Here is a 14,793-nt window from a genome sequence, read left to right as displayed (position 1 = left end):
TTGGTGGGTGATCTTTCCAGACGCAAGCGCATGGTGGCCCCGACCCGCCGCTCTGTTCTCGGCTGTGGGCTTGCTTTGCCGATGATGCTGGCTGTGCTGACCGGCTGTGGCACGGCACCGAATGACACGTTCGACCTCTCTGCGGTCGCTACACCGGTGCCAACAACGGCAAGTGCTCGCAACAGGCAATTGCTGGTCGCGGATCCCTCTGCCCTCAAGGCCCTGGACAGCGAACAGATCCTGGTGCGCGTCTCCGGCTCCGAAGTCCGCTATCTGAGCAAGTCGCAGTGGAGCGACAAACTGACCCGCGTGGTGCAATCCAAACTGGTTGAAGCGTTCGAGGACACCGGACGTCTCGGAGGCGTCGGAAAACCGGGGCAGGGACTTGCGATCGACTATCAGCTCATCAGCGACGTGCGCGCGTTCGAGATTGCGACTGGTAACGGGGATCGCGGCGTTGTGGAGATCTCGGTCAAGCTGCTCAACGACCGCAACGGGACTGTGAAGGCGCAGAAGGTATTTCGAGCCGAGGCGTCTTCGTCTGGCAGCAGCAGCAGCGCCTATGTGGCGGCGCTTGATCAGGCCTTCGGTCGGGTGACCGGCGAGATTGTCGCCTGGACGCTCCAGCAGCTTTGACTGTTATCATCGAGGAGTGGGCGGTCAGTTCAACCGAAAGACGACCTCCGGTCCACTGACAGACAAAACCCCGGATCCTGCGGAGGATCCGGGGTTCTTTTTCATTCCGTCTTCTGTTTTCGGCGTCCGTTCCGCCTTTGCGGCTTCAGCTAAAGCGGCCTGCCGCATGGGCGAGCATGGTGTAGACCTTGCCGGTGTCGGATGTCAGATAGGATTGGGTGATCGACTTGTCGCGATCGGTGCGCGCGACGTCCGACAGCAGCTTCTCGAAATCGGCGATGTAACGGTCGACGGCGACGCGGAATTCCGGTTCGCGGTCATACTTGCGCTTGATTTCGTCAAAGGTCTGCTGGCCCTTCAGCGTATAGAGGCGACGGGTGAAGATGTCGCGTTCGCCGCGCTGGTAGCGACGCCACAGGTCGACCGAGGCATCGTGGTCAATGGCACGGGCGATGTCGACCGACAGCGAGTTCAGCGATTCCACCATGTGGCGGGGATTGCGATTGTCACCCTGGCGCGTTGCGGCCGCAGCATCCGGGGCAGGGCGTCCCTGGGCCGGGGCTGGTGCCGATGCCGATGCCGAGCGAGCGGTTGCGGCTTCAGTCGTCGGCTCCTCGCGCGAAGCACCTCGCAGGAGGTCGCTGATCCAGCCACCGCCTTCGGTTCGGCTCGGCGTCTGGGGCGCGTAGGCTTCCGTCGCGCTCAGGCTGCCACGCAGCGCATAATCCGGGGCGGGACGAGCCGGCTGAGGCGCGGCTGCGACTGGCGTTGGAGCGGGCTGCGCGCGGCGGGGTTGCTCGACCTGCGCCTCAGCCAGGCGGCGGGCGACCGGTTCGGAGATTTCCAGCGTCTGGCTGGTGCGCCCGACGAGTTGCGAGATGTCCTGGAGCGCCTTGATCTGTTCGGCCACGGCGCGACGCATCGCGGCGGCGCTTTCCTTGGCTTCTTCGGGCAGATCGAAGGCACCGCGCTTCAACTCGTTGCGGGTGAGGTCGAGCTCCTTGCGGATGTCGGTTGCCGAGCGGCGGATCTCGTCGGTTGCGCCGGAGAAGCGGCTGACGGCTTCCTCGACCGCGCCCTGCATCGCCTGTTTGAGAGCGGCGGCGGCGCCTTCCGACTTGCGGCCGGCTTCGCCGAGCAGGCGATCGATATCCGACAGAGATACGGCGAGACCACCCCGCAGACGGTTGGCAAGTTCGCCCGAACGCTTTTCGGCTTCCGTCAGCGTATTGTCGATGGACTGCTGCGCTTCGCGTTCGGCCGACAGCAGCGCATCCCGCATATTCGCGGCCGTGAGCTGTGCCTTCTTCTCGGTCTCGCTCAGAACCTGACCGATGTCGGTGAAGGACGACTGCACGCTTTCCCGCATGGTCGCGGCCGTCGACTGGGCACGCTTCTCTGTCTCGCCGAGAATCTGGCCGATATCGTTGAACGAGGCCTGGACGCTCTGACGGAGATTGCCGGCCATCTGACCGGAGCGCTGTTCGGCGCGGTCGAAAGCGGTCTCGACCATCTTGCCGAGGCCCTGCATCGTCGTCTCGATTTCCTCCGAGCGCTTGACCAGACCGATGGAGAGATCCCGAAGCGCCTGCTGGCGTTCTTCGAGCGTGCCGACGAGGTTGGACTGTGCTGCGGACAGGAGTTCCGAGGCTTTTCCGAGGACCTTTGTGTGATCTCCGAAGCGGCTGACGATCGAGGAGACCTGCTGCAAGGTCTCGCCGGAGACGGCCGTCAGGCGACCGAGCTTGTCTTCCAGCAGGCGATTGGAGGTCGACAGCATGTCGGTTGCCTGCGTCGCCGTTTCGGTGAAGCGGGATGCGGTCGAGCCGAGACGGCTGTCTAGAGCACCGATGCTCTGCATGGCCTCTTCGATGACGGCCGAGATGCCGGAATTGCTTTCGCCGAGGCGCTCGATCAACTGCGACGCGCTGGCCGCGAGGTTCTGTTCGGCTGCCCCCAGATGGGCGACCGCCCGTTCCGTCCGCTCGCTGATCGCACCGACGAGGGCGGCATTCTCCGCCCGCAGCCGCTCGGCGCTCTCTGCCGCTGCGGATGTGATTTGTTCTGCCGCAAGCCGGCCGGTCTCGGCATAGGATGCCACGACGGGAGCTGCCTTCTCGTCAATGAGGCGCGAAAGTTCCGCCGACCGGTTCGACAACATCGAGTTGAGTTCCCGGGTCCGGTCGTCGAGCACCGTGCGGATCGAGTTGCCGCGCGCTTCGAGCGCCTTTTCGACCGCGCTCATCGTCACGGCCAGTTCCTGGGTGTTGCCGGAGATGGCGTCGCGGATGGCAGCCGCGCGCTGTTCAAGCGTCGTGTTGACCTCGGAGATCGCCCCGGAGATCGTCGTGTTCGCGTCGACAATCGTGCCGGAGAGCGTCGAGCTTGCCTGAGAAATGGTGCCGGTAAGGTTGGCCACCTGTGCGCTGACCAGGGCATTGGTGTCCGAAAGCCTGCTGGCCAATTCTGCGGAGCGCTGCTCGAGCGTACGGTTTAGTTCGGTGCTGCGTTCGTCGATCTGGCCGACGAAGCTGGTGCTCGTCTCGGTCAGACGCTCGAGCGAGCGCTGTGCCTCGGCGTCGATGTCGCGCGCTGCATCGGCGACGGCGCCGCGCAGGGCCGTGGCAAGACCTGCGGCTTTGCCCTCGATGGTGCGGTTGACGTTTTCCAGCCCGACACTCAAAGCGCGGTCCATGGTCGACAGGCGCTCATCGATCAGGGCGGTCCGGCTGTCGAAGGTTTCGGCAACCCGGTTCGTCCCTTCGTCAAGCGCCTGAGCGACGCGCATCGACGCTTCGTCGCCGACGCGCTCGATGGTGGACACTTTCTCGTCGAGGCGGGCGGCGAATTTTTCACCAGCGTCGTTGACGCGGGCGTCGACACCGTCGAGGCCATTGCGAAGGCGATCTTCCAGCGTTCCGAGGCTCTGTTCAATGCGCGTGCTGGTCTCGTCGAGCCGCATGGTCATGCCGCTGACGGACTGCTCGACCGTGCCGGAAAAATCCTGTGCCGAACGGGTAATGTCGCTGGCGGCATCGCGGATCTGTTCGGTCAGAGCGCCGGCCGTGCCGCGCAACCGTTCGTCCAGCGCGCGGCTGCTCTCGTCAATGGCCTTGCGCAGACCCTCTTCGTGATCTTCGAGGCTCATCTCCAACATGCCCGCGCTGGCAGCAAGCGAAGTGCCGAGTGAGGTCGCATGTTCGGTGAGGGTGGTTTCCAGAGCAGACCGGGCCTCGCCAAGGCTGAGGGTGATCGCCTGGGTGCGGTCATCGAGCGTCGAGCGGATGCGTTCGTGCGTGTCGACAAGGCGTGTGTCGATGTCGCGGACGCCGTCGTTGACGGTTCCGGCGATCTTGGCGACGTTCTCCCCGAGCGTATCGGCCAGGACCCCGGTTGCATCGTCGAGCGTCATGCGCAGACGTTCGGCTGTGCCCGCCAGCTTTCCATCGATCTCGTTGATTCCCGAGGTCAACGAGGCTGCGATGGTGCCGGAGGTCGCGCCGAGCGTTTCTGCAAGGTTGCGCGTGGCATCGTCGAGGTTGGCACGCAGACGGTCGGCGGTTTCGACGAGCTTGCCGTCGATGTCGCTGACGCCGGTGTTGAGCGATGTGGAGATCGCGCTGGAAGCCGTCCCCAATGTGCGTTCGATGTCGGCGGATGCTTCTTCCAGCGTCGACGCCAGATAGGACGTGTGGCCGGCCAGTGACATTTCCAGCCGTTCCTGGTTGTCTCCATAGGCCGTGCGGATGGCCTCGGCTTTTTCCGAGAAGGCCTGGTCGATCCGGCGATCGGCGTCTGCCACGGTGTCGATGATGGCGGAGGCGCGCTGGCTCAGCGTCTCGTCGATGCGGCGCTGGCTGTCGCTCAGCGTTTCCGCCAGATCCTGGCTACGGGCGGTCAGCGTCAGGTCGAGTTCCAGGCTCTTGGTGTTGAGCGTGTCGATCAGATCGTCGCTCTTGGCTTCAAGGATCGTGGCGATGCCGCCGACCTTCTGATCCAGCGTCTCGGCGAGACGATCCTGGTTGGCCTCCAACGCGTTGATGATGTGTTCCGCACGGCTCGACAGGCTTTGCTCGAAGCGCGACTGGTGATCCGTCAGGGCGCCGTACAGCGCGCCCGAGCGCTCTTCCATCACGCTATCGATGCGCTTCTGTGCAGCGTCAAGGCTTTCGGTCAGCGCTGCCGCGCGGGCCGACATGGCATCGGCGATTTCCTGGGCGCGACCGGCGAGGGCATCGTCGAGGATCTCCTGGCCGGAACTCAAGGTGACAGCGAGCGCCAGGGACTGGTCGCTGAGCGTGGAGCCGAGGCGTTCGATGCTCGAGGTGAGGATACCGTTGATCGAATCCGAGCCGCCGTTGACCGTTTCGTTGATGCGCGCAAGGCTCTCCATCAACTTGCTGTCGAGCGTACCTGCGCGCTGGTCGAAGGCGCTGGCGAATTCCGCGACGCGCTCGTCGAAGGTGGAGTTGATCTGGCCGATCGTCGTCTGGAAACGATCCTCAAACAGGCCGGACCGGAGATCAAGGTCGACAATGGCATCGTCTGCGCTGGCCTGGAGGCTCTGGCGGAAATGCCGGCTGCGCTCTTCGAGCGAAGTGTTCAGTCGTGACAGGACGTCGTCCAGAGAGGACGTGATCGCGTTTTCGCCGCCCTTCAGGCTTTCGGCGATGTCGCGGGTCCGCTCGACCAGCGTTTCATTCAGCTGACGGGCACGCTCGTTCAGCGCGGCATTCAGCTTTTCGGTGTTGGCGTCGAGCGTCGAGGCGCGTGTCTCGAATTCACCCAGCAGTTCCCGACCGCGCTGGTTCAGCGTCGAGGTCAAAGTCTTGAGCTGTGAATCGAATTCGGTGGAAAGCGAGATGCCCGAGGCAGCCAGCGTCTGGACCATCGAATCGGTCTTGTGGGCGAGCAGGGAACCGAGTGCGGTCACCGCAGCATCCGACTTCTCCATCAGCGTTGCTGCGCGCATATCGATCATCGATGCGAAGGCTTCGCCCGATGTCTGCAGGCGAACGGAGATTTCTTCCGTCGCGAGCGACAGTTCTTCCTTGAGCTGCTCATGGGCACCGACGATCGACGAGCGGATGCGTTCGGCATGGTTGACGATCGCATCGCGTTCCGAGCCCAGTTCGTGAACGAGGCCGCGGACGCGCAATTCGTTGTCGGTATAGCTTCGTTCAAGCGCGGTGACTTCGGAATGAACCAGCGTCTCCAGTTCGGTCGCACGTGCAATCGTACGCTCGATGCCTTCGTTCATGGCCGAGACTTCGCGGCGAACCGCCTGGCCGACGGTCATGATGCGTTCGGATGCGATCGTCTCGGGTTCCGCCAGCCGAAGGGCGACTTCGGCCATGGAGCGGGCAGCATTCCGCAGGTCATGCGCCCGGGCCATCATGATGGCAAAGGCGAAGAAGAGCATGATCGGGAGCAAGGTCCCGACGAAGATCGCGACCACGCCGGGCATGGCGACGATATCGGCCACGGATGGGGCCTGCCAGATGGCCGTACCATAGAGAAGCTGCGAAAGACCGACTGCCCCGAGGATCCAGAGGACGGACACGATCGAGGCATTGCGCAAGGCGGTCTTCAGGGACGCGGCTTCCAGCGATTTCAGCATCGCGGACGGTGCGCGGCGCGAGCCGTCATTGGCCGGGGCGAGGGACGGGGAACGCGGCTGCGGAGGGGCCGGCTCGGGTCCGAGTTCTGCGGCGCGTGCCGATCGGCGGTCAATGGGCTTTTTGGAAACTGGGCGCTGCGAGTTGTCCGACAAAGGGGCCTCCGGTCCGCGCGTTTGCGACCGGGGCTTGGCAGCCGCAGGCGCTTCGTCACCGTCGAAATCAATACTCAGGGCCGCCTCGAGTGCCTGGAACGCGTTCTCGTCAATCGAGTCGGACTTCTTGTTCGCCATCGGATTACGCCTCGTTACAACTTACGCTCGGCTGGCTCGTGAGAGAGACTGGCCGCCTGCCACGTCGCTCCATCGGTTTCCTGCCGTACAATCACACTCCGCGTGCCGCCACGTCACACGAAGCGCGTTCTCGAAACCGAGCAGCCTGCTTCACACTGGGGCGAACATTGCCCATCGTTCTAGCACCGACTTGCCCGAGGTCAAAGTTCTCAGCCTTTGGACCAATCAACCGTATCGTACTGACACATTTGCCCCTCCGTTACAATTAACGCAGGTGCAGCACGCCGTGGCGCCTTGTGCTTGTTAACAGTATTTCAATCTAGATTTAGGCTCAAAAGCCAATTTTTGCGGGGGTTTAAATTCCGTTAACCATGATCCGAGCTTTTTGGGGTGCGAGCGGGCGGATTTAACAGGATTGCCACTTCCAGATGCCACGCTCGACGGACCAATAAAAAGAAAAGAAGGTTCTTTGGCATGGCCGTAGCCGTCAATATCGCATTCGAAGCTCCCGAAACGCATCATGGACGTGCGCCGTCCCATGAGCGACCGATCGATCTCGTCTACCTTGCAACACAGACCAAGGGCGACAAGGCCGTCGAAATCGAGATCCTGCAGATGTTTGCCCGCCAGGCACGCGGTTGCCTCCAGGCATTGTCGAAGAAGGCCGGGAAGACGGAAGCCAAGGCTGCCGCCCAGCGCCTGCGCAATGCGGCCATCGCAGTCGGTGCGCTGCGGGTTGCCAGCGCTGCCGAGCTCGTCGACACCAAGGGAGTGGATGCCGACACCCTAGCGACGGTTGCGAGCGCAGTGCTCGAAGCCGAACATTTCATCCTGAAGCTGGCACGCTGACGTCTCTCGCGTCGTGCCGCTTGCGGCCCGTTCTCTCGCCTCTCCGTGAGTTGACTGGACCCTGAAATTGCGAGAAGACTTCGCCGATTTTTACACAAGGCGAAGTCTGGACCCGCACATCATGACACAAATCAGCATCATCGCATTCGACGGCACGCGTTTCGACATCGCGGCGCAGGACGGTTCTACGGTCATGGAGAACGCTGTGCGTAATTCGGTGCCGGGTATCGATGCGGAATGCGGCGGTGCCTGTGCCTGTGCGACCTGTCATGTCTATGTCGACGACGCCTGGACGGAAAAGGTCGGCACACCGTCCGCCATGGAAGAAGACATGCTTGACTTTGCCGTCGACGTCCGTCCGACGTCGCGCCTTTCCTGTCAGATCAAGGTTGCCCCGGCGCTCGACGGCCTCGTGGTTCACGTTCCGGAACGTCAGGGCTGAGCCAGCGCCTGCGTTGTAAAAAAAAGCCCCGTCTCCCGGTAACCGGTCGACGGGGCAAGCGGGCGCATCGCCAAACAGGCGAGGGAGGAAGCACCTGTGGCAACAGGACGCGCCGGGAGAACAGGGAAAAATCGGGAACGCTTAATCAACGTTTTCGATGACACTTATATTTCAGATTTGTATCAAGGGCCACGCGCAGAAATCGCCGGTTATTCACAGGCCGTGTCGTAAGTTTCGGGCAAGGCGTGGCAAGCCTGCCAACGCACCTGTCAAAATTTAGTGGTGATTGCTGCTAGTTCGACGCCTTTCCGGCGCGGTGACGCAGGATGCGCAGCATGCGGTCCTCGAAATTGTGCGACTCGATCCGGTCGAACTCGACCTGGGCCATGTCATGGGCGCGGGTCACTTCGTCGGTCACTTTGGTCACCTTTGCCTGGAGGCGATCGCAATCCCGCTCCGGCCTCAGTTTCAACAGCCGCTTTTCGAGAAGCTTGGCGTGCTGGCGGGCAATCTCCGCATGGCGCTCTTCATGGCGCTTTATGTCGGCTGACAAAGCGTCCCAGATCATGGCCATCTCGGGGCTGGCGCGCTTGCGATTCTTCCAGCGCGGCAGGATGATCTTCGTTTCCAGCGTGACTGTCGCATCCTCGACGGCGCAGCGCGTGCCGCGCTTGGTATAGGTCAGGTCGCCGCCGAAGCGGATCTGGGTGGCGCCGGGGTGGCGATTGCCGGTTGCTTCCGTAAACGGGCCTTTGCGCGCCAGTTCATCATCGAGATCGGCCGCCGTCCTGCCGCCGATCTGGAAATAGCTGATTGATTTGCGAACGATGGTTTCGGATTGCGCCGCGTTCGGGGAAAGGCCGGTCAGGGCGCCAAGGAAGAGCGTTGCCCACAGACGGCTGAATGATGTCATGCTTCTATCCGCGATGTTCTCATGGCGCGATGTTGTGTTCGCCACGCCCATGGGGCATAGCCAACGCGGCTGCACTATCGCAGCTTCGCAGATTTCCGTCGAGGGGACAGGGTTCAGTTGGTGACCGGCAAGCGGACAATTTGGCGTGTGGCGCATGGTCGCGCACTCGACGTGACGGAGCGCGGAGCTCTAATGGCGATCATCAACGTGACGCCCGATTCCTTTTCGGATGGCGGATTGCACGACAGTACGGAGCGGGCAGTTGCTCACGCTCTGGCCTGTGTCGATGAGGGAGCCCAGATTCTCGATATCGGCGGGGAGTCGACCCGGCCGGGTGCCGCACCCGTGAGTGCCGCTGCAGAGATGGCGCGGGTCCTTCCCGTCATCTCCGCCTTGTCCGCCCGAACCGAAGCCTTGATCTCCATCGACACTTATCGGGCGGAGACGGCGCAGGCTGCGGTCGGAGCGGGTGCGCATATTATCAACGACGTGTATGGTCTTCAGCGCGAACCCGAGATCGCAGAGGTCGCGGCCCGTTTCAGCGCGGGTCTTTGCATTATGCATACCGGGCGTGGACGGGAAAAGCGTGCCGACCCGATCGACGACCAGCGGTTCTTTTTCGGGCAGTCTCTCTCTATCGCCAAGGCTGCCGGTGTCTTGCCGGAAACAATCATGCTCGATCCGGGTTTCGGCTTTGCCAAGGAAACGCCGGAGGAAAACATGGAACTGCTGGCGCGGCTCGAAGAGCTGCACGAACTCGGTTTTCCCCTTCTCGTGGGAACCTCGCGCAAGCGGTTTCTCGGCTCCATCACGGGACGGGATGCCCCGGAGCGCGATGCCGCAACGGCTGCGACGACTGTGGCGCTCCGGTTGAAAGGCGCTTCCGTTTTTCGGGTCCACAATGTCGCGATCAACCGCGACGCGCTCGCGGTGGCCGATGCTATGGTCTCGACGCAACAACGCATCGAGGCTGCAGGGAGTGGGCGGATATGAGCGGTATCTTCACCATCACGCTTAAGAACTGCGCCTTCTTCGCCCATCACGGCGTCTTTCCGGAAGAAGGGGTGCTCGGGCAACGGTTCTTCGTTGATGCCGAGTTTGATGTGGATGCCCTGCAGGCGGCCGAAACTGATACGCTTGAGGGTACGGTGCATTACGGCATTGCCTTCGAAGTCATCCAGGAGATCGTCACCGGCAGCCGTCGGCAATTGATCGAGGCGCTGGCGCTGGCAATCGCGCGCGGGCTTCTCGACCGCTTCCCGGAAATCACGCGCTGTCGGATTAGCGTGCGCAAGCCAAGTGCCCCGATTGCGGGGATCCTCGACCATGTACAGGTGAGCGTTGAACAATTCAGACAGTGATGCCTGGCAGGTCGCCACGCTAGGTCTCGGGGGCAATGTCGGTGATCCGCAGGCCGCGATGGCCGAGGCGCTGCGGCGTCTTGATGCGCGCGACGACTGTCGGGTGACGGAGGTCTCGCGTCTCTATCGCACGCCGCCGTGGGGCAAGACCGACCAGGCCGACTTCTACAATTGCTGCGCGGCCGTGGAGACGCGGCTCGGGCCGCAGGCGCTGCTGGCCGCCTGCCTTGAGATCGAAAGAGACATGAAACGGGTCCGCATCGAGCGCTGGGGACCACGCACGATCGACATCGACATCCTGACCTTTGGCTCGATGATGCTTGATGAGGACCACCTGACGGTCCCGCATCCGCGCATGACGGAGCGCGCTTTCGTTCTGATGCCGCTCGCGGACTTTGCCGGCGAGCTGGTGGTTCAGGGACGCACCGTCATGGACTGGCTCGCCGAGGCGGATGGAGCGGGGATCGCTGTCGCAAACGAAAACCGCGCCTGGTGGCGCGGCTGAGGGCTATTGCTGAGTTAGGCTTCACGCCTGAGCAACGAGCTCACTCGTTGTCGGCTGTCTCGGCCATAGCCGTTGCCTGGCGGTTCAGCTTCAGGCCGATCACGGGGATCATGCGATCTTCGACTTTCACCGAAATGGTGATGTTCATGGCGTCGTCCTGCTCCAGGCGGGCGACCATGGCGCCGTTCAACTTGGCGCGGTTGATGCCCATGACGGCGCGGTTGCCGGTGACGGTACCCGAAACAATGTCGAGGCCCTTGCCGTCTGCGCCGTCGAGGAACTGGCCCTTGTAGGAGCCGCCTGCCTGAGAGATCACGGCGGACATCGGCTGGCTGAAGACGCCCACACGGCAGGTACCGTCAAGCTTCAGGCCGGTCTCCTTGCCCTCTGCCGGCAGACCGGTGAGGTTGCAGGTGAACTTCGTGCCCTTGTATTTGCCGGCAACGATCTCGCCGGGGCCTTTCCAGACGCCGGCGACCGATTCGAAGAAGCGCTTGTCGCGCGACCCAGCATCAGCGGCTGCGACAGGCAGCAGCATTGCGGCAGCGAGAATTGCGGCGCAGCGGCCGACTGTCGAAAAGCGAGCAGACATCGATTTACCTTGGTACGAGAAACCAGAAACCCCGCAAGAACCCTAGCGGAATAATGGTTAATGCATCCTTGCCAATAGCCTCATTTCGGCTTTTCGACAATCGGCAAACAGCACTCGACATCGCGGTGTGGCCGAAAAGACTCAGGCTGTCCTCTCGTCGCTTCTGCCGGTCATGCTTGGAGTAAGGTCGCCGATGAAATCGCCAATCCCGGGGCGTTTGGCGGCACGGAACGGCAATGGCCGGCAGAGGTCCATCGCCGCGATGCCGATGCGGGCCGTCATCAGGCCGTTGATCACGCCTTCGCCGAGGCGGCTTGAGAGGCGCGCGGCGAGGCCATGGCCGAGAACTTGCTGGGCCAGACCATCGCCGATGGCGATGGAGCCGGTGACGGCGAGATGGGCAAAGACATCCTTCAGCAAGCGCAGCATGCCGAGAGAGCCGGGGCGGCCGCCATAAAGTTCGGCCATTGCGCGCACGAGGCGGACGACTTCGAAGAGGACATAGGCCAGATCGACCACGGCACGGGGGCTGACGGCGGTCACGACCGACACCCGCTTCGAGGAGCCGAGGATCAGCGCTCGAGCCTTGGCGTCCAGGGGGGCGAGCAGCTCCCTTTCGGCCAGTTCGATCAGTTGGGGCGCATCGATAATGTCGTCCTCGACCGAATCAAGCGTTTTGCGCCCGCGGGCCGTTTCCGGCCGGTGGGCCACTAGGCCGGAAAGGCGACGCACGACGGCTGCGGCATCCGCCCGTTTCATGCTTGCAGCTGCCGTCTGCGCATCGGCCTTCAGGTTCTGCACCGCGTCGAGCCGGTAAAGGCCCGCCACCTCCCGGCCCACAGCGATCAGCAGCGCCAAGAGGCCGATGGTGAGGACTGCGATCGCGGTGTAGCCGAGCCAATCGGCACGGGAGAAGAGGTCACGGATCAGGCGGTCGACCCAAAGGCCGACGGCCAGCGATAGCAGAAAACCGAAAGCGCCCATCGCGATGCGAGCGAAAGATATGCCGCGCGGGCGCGGGGCGGCGACGGGCACGACGTCGGCATCGCTGATGACGCCTGCGAAGGGATCGTGTTCGTCCGGGACGATTTCGATCTCGCCTGCAAAGCTGCGCGGCGTTCGCCCTGCCTGTTCCGGGTGCGGTTTTTCGCGGCGCGGCGCGTCCGTCTCCACGGCGAATGCAGTTGGTCTGCGGCTGGGGGATGGGGTGCGAGGCGGTTCGTCCTGTCCGATCTTCTTGGTCATGTGAGGCGGTCTCCCAGGAGGAATTGCAGCGCGCGGTCCAGGCGGATATGCGGCACGGACAAGGTGACGCCTCCCTTCTCATCCAGATGCGGCGGGCGGAAGCGGACGATGCTCAGATCCGGAAGCGCGGCGGATGCATGACCTTGATCGAGCGAGCGGAAATAGGCTTCCGGATCCTCGGGCAGGTCGCCCGGAAAGACCGCCGTTTTGCGGTTGCCGTCGAATATTTCCGTGCCGATGCGCTCGCCGGCCATGGGTGTGCCCACGATGACCGGCAGGTCGTGGCCGTCCTGCTTGACATTGGCTTCCCGCGTCGCGCGCACCGAGGCCAGCGCCATGACCTCGATGCCGGCGCCGTTCATGTCGATGCTGCGGATCGCACGGTTGACCAGGCGGCGTGTCAGCGTCTCGAGCCGGTCGTGGCTTTCGTGATGCAGGTGGTCCGCCTTGGTGGCTGCGACGAGTACGCGATCGATGCGCCGACGGACGAGGGATGTCAGGAACGAGTTCGAACCCGCTCTGAAGCAGGCCAGAACTTCGCCTAGAGCACGCTCCAGGTCCTGGACGGCCTCCGGCCCGCGATTGATCGCCTGGAGTGCATCGACCAGCACGATCTGACGGTCCAGCCGCGCGAAATGCTCGCGGAAAAAGGGTTTGACGACCACCGATTTGTAGGCCTCGAAGCGACGTTCCATCATGGCCCTCAGTGAGCCCTTTGGTGCCCGTCCGTCCGCCAAGACTGGGAGCGGTGCGAAGGTTAGGGCGGGCGAGCCTTCGAGGTCGCCCGGCATGAGAAAGCGGCCGGGAGGAAGGGTCGATAGCGAGCGCTCGTCCGACTTGCAGTGGCGTAGGTAATCCGTGAATACCTCGGCCAGCCGTCGGGCGGTCATCTCGTCGGCCGGCGCGTCCGGATCGATTCCGCTGGCAAGTTCCAACCAGGGGCGTGAGAGTTCGGCCCGAATGCCGGTTGCTGCGAGCGCAGTCGTTGCTTCCGAAAAGCCGCGATAGTCCTGACCGAGTAGGGGCAGGTCGAGGAGCCACTCACCGGGATAGTCGACGATATCGATCGACAGTCGGCCGGGTGAGAGCATGCGGCTCCATGCACTGGCGCTGCGGTACTCGATCGTCAGCCGCAGTTCGGAAATTGCGCGGGTTGAATCCGGCCAGATCCGGTCCTCGACCAGGGCGCGGATGTGGTCCTCATATTGGAAGCGCGGTACGGCATCGTCCGGCTGTTCCTGCAGGGACGTCGCAGTGATGCGGCCGGCGCGAAGTGGCTCGAACACGGGCAGGCGGCCACCATGCAGCAGGTTGTGGACGAGGGACGAGATGAAGACCGTCTTGCCAGCCCGCGAGAGGCCGGTGACGCCGAGGCGGATCGTCGGATTGACCAGATTGGCCGCCCGATCCGCGATGTTGTCGAAGGCGATTGCCGCTTCATCGGTCAGGCTGGTGAGGGAAGGGGGCATTCGAGATCCTGCGCTGGCGAGTCCTGGCACGCCGCGCGGGGATGCGCGAAGCCGCCACTCGGCATATAGGGTTGGCTCCATCGGCAAAAAAGACCGTGGCGTGCTGCTTACCTGCTACCGCGCCGCGACAGCGTCGCTCAGCCGACGAGGAAGTCGTGCAGGCGCCAGCTTTCTTCCGCAGCATCAATCACCGCAAGTCCGGCGGTCGGATAGCCTTCGGGGACGGTACGCGCGACAACATCGTTGCCGCACAAGTTGGCAAAAACCTCTTCTATCGCAGGGTTATGCCCGACCAGCATCAGGGCCGGTACGTCCGGCGTTGACGTGAGAATTTCGAGATAGGTCTCGGCGGGTGCGTTGTAGAGTTCGTCGACATAGCGGAAATCGACAAGGCCGGAAAAGACGCGTTTCAGGGCATCCGCCGTCTGCCGGCAGCGCTTTGCCGTCGAGGCGATGACGAGATCGGGTCTGTAGTTTCGGTCCGCCGCGGTCTCTGCCAGCAACTCGGCCTCGGCAAAGCCCGCATCCGAGAGGCTGCGGTCGAAGTCCCGGCCGCCCGGCTCAGCCCAGCCGGATTTTGCGTGCCGAAGCAGATAGATGCGTTTGGGAACCAGGTTGGAAGGCGTCATCCGTAGAGCTTTCGGCGCGAGATCATCCAGACTACTGAACTAGCGGGTCTTGGCGGTCGCCGTCAACCGGTGTGCGAGGGGCCGGTTCAGCAGCCTTCCGTTGCGGAGACTTCCGCGACGAGTGCGCGGTCGAATCGAATTTATGCTTAAAAAATAGAAATTTAGCTCAAAATTATAACAGACTTAAAAATGCTCTGGAAACATTCAGAAGGCTTGAACCGGTTGCCTTGAAAGGATATAC

12 protein-coding genes are annotated in these 14,793 nt (G+C 62.9%); 6 read left to right on the top strand and 6 right to left on the bottom strand.

Annotated elements, in window-relative coordinates; all coding sequences use genetic code 11:
• Window positions 1–30 precede the first annotated feature (30 nt).
• A complete protein-coding gene (locus tag ACT53S_RS17260; RefSeq protein ID WP_476067943.1) occupies window positions 31–636 on the top strand; it encodes an ABC-type transport auxiliary lipoprotein family protein in 606 nt (201 codons plus the stop codon).
• 145 nt (window positions 637–781) lie between these two features.
• On the opposite strand, the gene ACT53S_RS17255 is transcribed toward ACT53S_RS17260, so the two are convergent.
• Window positions 782–6,547 (bottom strand): apolipoprotein A-IV repeat region-like domain-containing protein, encoded by a 5,766-nt coding sequence (locus ACT53S_RS17255; protein WP_476067877.1) that lies wholly within the window; start codon window positions 6,545–6,547, stop codon window positions 782–784.
• A gap of 474 nt (window positions 6,548–7,021) precedes the next feature.
• On the opposite strand from ACT53S_RS17255, the gene ACT53S_RS17250 reads away from it, so the two are divergent.
• Both ACT53S_RS17250 and ACT53S_RS17245 read left to right on the top strand, forming a co-directional pair.
• A complete protein-coding gene (locus ACT53S_RS17250) occupies window positions 7,022–7,396 on the top strand; it encodes an Hpt domain-containing protein (protein ID WP_113376613.1) in 375 nt (124 codons plus the stop codon).
• Between the two features lie 121 nt (window positions 7,397–7,517).
• The gene (locus tag ACT53S_RS17245; protein WP_113376612.1) at window positions 7,518–7,838 is read left to right on the top strand and encodes a 2Fe-2S iron-sulfur cluster-binding protein; all 321 of its coding nucleotides are present in this window, start codon (window positions 7,518–7,520) and stop codon (window positions 7,836–7,838) included.
• Window positions 7,839–8,130: 292 nt separating this feature from the next.
• On the opposite strand, the gene ACT53S_RS17240 is transcribed toward ACT53S_RS17245, so the two are convergent.
• The gene (locus ACT53S_RS17240; RefSeq protein WP_113376611.1) at window positions 8,131–8,751 is read right to left on the bottom strand and encodes a DUF922 domain-containing protein; all 621 of its coding nucleotides are present in this window, start codon (window positions 8,749–8,751) and stop codon (window positions 8,131–8,133) included.
• 120 nt (window positions 8,752–8,871) lie between these two features.
• Here ACT53S_RS17240 and folP point away from each other — a divergent pair, with 120 nt between their 5' ends.
• The 3 genes from folP to folK are packed head-to-tail and all read left to right on the top strand — an operon-like array spanning window position 8,872 to window position 10,617.
• Window positions 8,872–9,744: a dihydropteroate synthase gene (folP, locus tag ACT53S_RS17235; protein ID WP_476067876.1), complete on the top strand. Its 873-nt coding sequence runs from the start codon at window positions 8,872–8,874 to the stop codon at window positions 9,742–9,744.
• The gene (gene folB, locus ACT53S_RS17230; protein ID WP_113376609.1) at window positions 9,741–10,112 is read left to right on the top strand and encodes a dihydroneopterin aldolase; all 372 of its coding nucleotides are present in this window, start codon (window positions 9,741–9,743) and stop codon (window positions 10,110–10,112) included. The genes folP and folB overlap by 4 nt, the downstream gene beginning before the upstream one ends.
• Entirely contained in the window at window positions 10,093–10,617 is a 525-nt protein-coding gene (gene folK, locus ACT53S_RS17225) for a 2-amino-4-hydroxy-6-hydroxymethyldihydropteridine diphosphokinase (protein ID WP_476067875.1), read from the top strand. Before folB ends, folK begins: the two co-directional genes overlap by 20 nt.
• 40 nt (window positions 10,618–10,657) lie before the next feature.
• Here the strand turns inward: folK and ACT53S_RS17220 are convergent, their stop codons facing one another.
• The 4 genes from ACT53S_RS17220 to ACT53S_RS17205 all read right to left on the bottom strand — a co-directional run bounded on the left by ACT53S_RS17220 (window position 10,658) and on the right by ACT53S_RS17205 (window position 14,552).
• Window positions 10,658–11,209, bottom strand: a complete 552-nt coding sequence (locus ACT53S_RS17220) for a hypothetical protein (RefSeq protein ID WP_476067874.1) — start codon at window positions 11,207–11,209, stop codon at window positions 10,658–10,660.
• Between the two features lie 141 nt (window positions 11,210–11,350).
• Complete coding sequence (locus ACT53S_RS17215) at window positions 11,351–12,454, bottom strand: YcjF family protein (RefSeq protein WP_476067873.1); 1,104 nt, start codon at window positions 12,452–12,454, stop codon at window positions 11,351–11,353.
• Window positions 12,451–13,923 (bottom strand): YcjX family GTP-binding protein, encoded by a 1,473-nt coding sequence (locus ACT53S_RS17210; protein ID WP_476067872.1) that lies wholly within the window; start codon window positions 13,921–13,923, stop codon window positions 12,451–12,453. Before ACT53S_RS17210 ends, ACT53S_RS17215 begins: the two co-directional genes overlap by 4 nt.
• Before the next feature lie 137 nt (window positions 13,924–14,060).
• Window positions 14,061–14,552: a SixA phosphatase family protein gene (locus ACT53S_RS17205; RefSeq protein ID WP_113376605.1), complete on the bottom strand. Its 492-nt coding sequence runs from the start codon at window positions 14,550–14,552 to the stop codon at window positions 14,061–14,063.
• Between the last annotated feature and the right edge of the window lie 241 nt (window positions 14,553–14,793).

The organism is Allorhizobium sp. DMC15, from assembly GCF_056314065.1.
Note: the sequence above shows the minus strand (reverse complement) of the source record. Positions and strands in the feature narration are given on the sequence as shown.

Bases quoted from the DNA above. Each gene is read 5' to 3' on its own strand.
- ACT53S_RS17260 (WP_476067943.1), top strand. From the start codon at position 31: ATGGTGGCCCCGACCCGCCGCTCTGTTCTCGGCTGTGGGCTTGCTTTG.
- ACT53S_RS17255 (WP_476067877.1), bottom strand. From the start codon at position 6,547: ATGGCGAACAAGAAGTCCGACTCGATTGACGAGAACGCGTTCCAGGCA.
- ACT53S_RS17250 (WP_113376613.1), top strand. From the start codon at position 7,022: ATGGCCGTAGCCGTCAATATCGCATTCGAAGCTCCCGAAACGCATCAT.
- ACT53S_RS17245 (WP_113376612.1), top strand. From the start codon at position 7,518: ATGACACAAATCAGCATCATCGCATTCGACGGCACGCGTTTCGACATC.
- ACT53S_RS17240 (WP_113376611.1), bottom strand. From the start codon at position 8,751: ATGACATCATTCAGCCGTCTGTGGGCAACGCTCTTCCTTGGCGCCCTG.
- folB (WP_113376609.1), top strand. From the start codon at position 9,741: ATGAGCGGTATCTTCACCATCACGCTTAAGAACTGCGCCTTCTTCGCC.
- ACT53S_RS17220 (WP_476067874.1), bottom strand. From the start codon at position 11,209: ATGTCTGCTCGCTTTTCGACAGTCGGCCGCTGCGCCGCAATTCTCGCT.
- ACT53S_RS17215 (WP_476067873.1), bottom strand. From the start codon at position 12,454: ATGACCAAGAAGATCGGACAGGACGAACCGCCTCGCACCCCATCCCCC.
- ACT53S_RS17210 (WP_476067872.1), bottom strand. From the start codon at position 13,923: ATGCCCCCTTCCCTCACCAGCCTGACCGATGAAGCGGCAATCGCCTTC.
- ACT53S_RS17205 (WP_113376605.1), bottom strand. From the start codon at position 14,552: ATGACGCCTTCCAACCTGGTTCCCAAACGCATCTATCTGCTTCGGCAC.